We start from the raw sequence: 2,524 nt of genomic DNA, 5'->3' as shown, positions 1-2,524 counted from the left end.
ACCGGCACAAAAAGCCAGATTAGCAAAGCTGTTTGGTTGTGTTCGTGTTGTGTGGAATGATAGTCTAGCTTGCTGTCAGGAAAAGTACAGATTAGGAGAAAAGAAACCCACTAATTCTGAGCTACAAAAACTCTTTATTACTCAAGCAAAAAAGACTGAAGACAAAGAATGGTTATCAGAGGTTTCAGTTGTACCATTACAGCAATCATTGAATGATTTAAACCAAGCTTATCAAAACTTTTTTAGTTCGACAAAAGGCCAGAGAAAAGGCCAAGCCATAAAACCTCCCAAATTTAAAACCAGGAAATCAAAACAGACTGCCAGGTTTACCTTGAGAGGGTTTAAAGTACACCAAGATAAAGTTTATTTAGCTAAGATTGGAAAGCTTAAAGTAGCCTGGTCAAGAAAACTACCCAGTGAGCCTAGCTCAGTAACAGTAATTAAAGATTCAGCTAATAGATACTTTCTTAGTTTTGTAGTAGAAATACAACCAGAAACCTTACCAAAAACTGATAATTCAGTAGGTATAGATTTAGGAATCAAAACTTTTGCTACATTAAGTAATGGTCAAAAAATTGATGCTCCAAAACCACTAAAGAAACGAATTAATAAATATCGAAAGTTAAGCAAATCATTATCTAAAAAAACTAAAGGATCTAAAAGATATGAAAAAGCTAGGTTGAGAGTGGCTAAATTTCATGCCAAACTGAAAGATACAAGAACAGATTTTCTGCATAAATTATCTACTAAAATAATTAGTGAAAACCAAACAATTGTTTTAGAGGATTTGAACGTTTCTGGTATGGTAAAAAACCGTAAATTATCCAGAGCTATATCTGATTTAGGTTGGAGAACATTCAGAACATTCCTAGAAGGAAAAGCAGAAAAATATGGTCGTGATTTTCAAGTAATTAGTCGTTGGGAACCCACATCTCAAACTTGCTCTAGCTGTGGGTTTAAAGGTGGAAAATTAGACCTTCAGGTGCGAGAATGGGAGTGTCTCAACTGCGGCGCAAAACATGATAGAGATGAGAATGCAGCGATCAATATATTAGTCGCCGGAGGGCATTCGGAGACTAAAAACGGACGTGGAGGCAAGCGTCAGACTAGCGTCAAGGTAGCAGCAGCCTGTGTTAGCGGAGCTTTGCGCCAGCAAAACGTCAACCCACCGAGGAGTTACGGCTCGGTAGGAATCCCCGTGCCTTTAGGCCGGGGAGGATGTCAATATCTCAATTAAAAAACTAACTCAACCCTACCAACTTTGAACTTAATTCCCAAAGCTTAATCGCTTTATCATCATCACTCGCTTCATCAGAAACTTCTTGCACAAAAGACTGACGATCTTTCTTCTGTCGATTTCCCCAACTCCAATACATTCCAGACTCCTTATACTCAGGATCTTTAACTAAAGCAGCAACTCTTTCTCCTGCTAAATCTTGAGAAACATATCCCCCAGTAATATTTTTCTGGAATAGCGGGAAAATTTTCTGGAATAAAGGATAATGATTTCGGAATAGAGGCGTATCTGCCACACATCCAGGATACAGAGAACTAAAAACAATCCCTGTTGACTCGTGATAACGCCGATGTAACTCCCGCATTGTCAAAACATTACAGAGTTTACTATCTTTATAAGCCTTACCAGACTTAAACTTTTTGCCATTAATCATAGAAATAGGAGCTTTGAAACCTGCTTCAAAACCCTGAAGATTTCCCAAATCTGGAGGTGCTGGAATTGGAATCTTTCCTCCCAACTCTTTCGGGTTAGCTGTTACAGTTCCCAAAATCACCAATCTTTTATCCGCAGCAGGAGACTGTTTCAAATCCTCTAACATAATGTTACATAGGAGAAAATGTCCCAGATGATTTGTCGCCACACTCAATTCATACCCATCTGGACTACGCATCGGTTCTTTTAATAGAGGCAAATATACCGCAGCGTTGCAAACCAAAGCTTCTAGAGACCTACCGCTTTCTCTGAAAGTATTAACAAACCGTCGTACACTATCTAGACTAGCCAAATCTAGGTGCATCACAGTGTAGCTATCTTTTGCCATTCCTACTTCTTGGGCAACTTTTTCTGCTTTCGAGAGGTCTCGACAAGCCATCACTACATACCATTGACCTGTTTTTGCTAAAGCTTTGGCAGCGTGTAAACCCACCCCTGACGATGCACCTGTGATTATTACTGTTGATTTATGATTTTGTTCCATTCTCAATGAGATTTTGTAAAATTCAATTGACTAATCTCATGATTTTACAACAGTCTTGACCAAATCAAAAGTCTAGTGTGAATTACTATACCGTTTCACGGAAGTCAAAAGTCAAAAGTCAAAAGTCAAAAGCAGGATTTTATAGAGCTACAAGACTTTGACTATACAGTAATTTCAGGAAATTATTTCACATTTAAAGTTGGAAACTATTTGTGACATCTTTGAAATAGAATAAATTAGACATCTCCTCCAAAACAGGGAACAGGGAACAGGGAACAGGGAACAGGGAACAGGGAACAGGGAACAGGGAA

General features: G+C 38.5%; 2 protein-coding genes. One reads left to right on the top strand and one right to left on the bottom strand.

Annotated features, from left to right (window positions below):
* Positions 1–1,237, top strand: a 1,237-nt coding sequence (locus D5R40_RS32105; protein ID WP_240041700.1) for an RNA-guided endonuclease InsQ/TnpB family protein, incomplete at its 5' end; no start/stop codon positions are given.
* Between the two features lie 4 nt (positions 1,238–1,241).
* On the opposite strand, the gene D5R40_RS32100 is transcribed toward D5R40_RS32105, so the two are convergent.
* Positions 1,242–2,213 (bottom strand): protochlorophyllide reductase, encoded by a 972-nt coding sequence (locus D5R40_RS32100; protein ID WP_124147232.1) that lies wholly within the window; start codon positions 2,211–2,213, stop codon positions 1,242–1,244.
* Positions 2,214–2,524 lie beyond the last annotated feature (311 nt).

Source organism: Okeania hirsuta (assembly GCF_003838195.1).
Lineage (GTDB): Bacteria > Cyanobacteriota > Cyanobacteriia > Cyanobacteriales > Microcoleaceae > Okeania > Okeania hirsuta.
The sequence above is the reverse complement of the archived record's forward strand: the minus strand, read 5'-3'. Positions and strand labels throughout refer to the sequence as shown.

Coding starts and splice junctions, on each gene's coding strand:
- D5R40_RS32100 (WP_124147232.1), bottom strand. CDS start 2,213: ATGGAACAAAATCATAAATCAACAGTAATAATCACAGGTGCATCGTCA.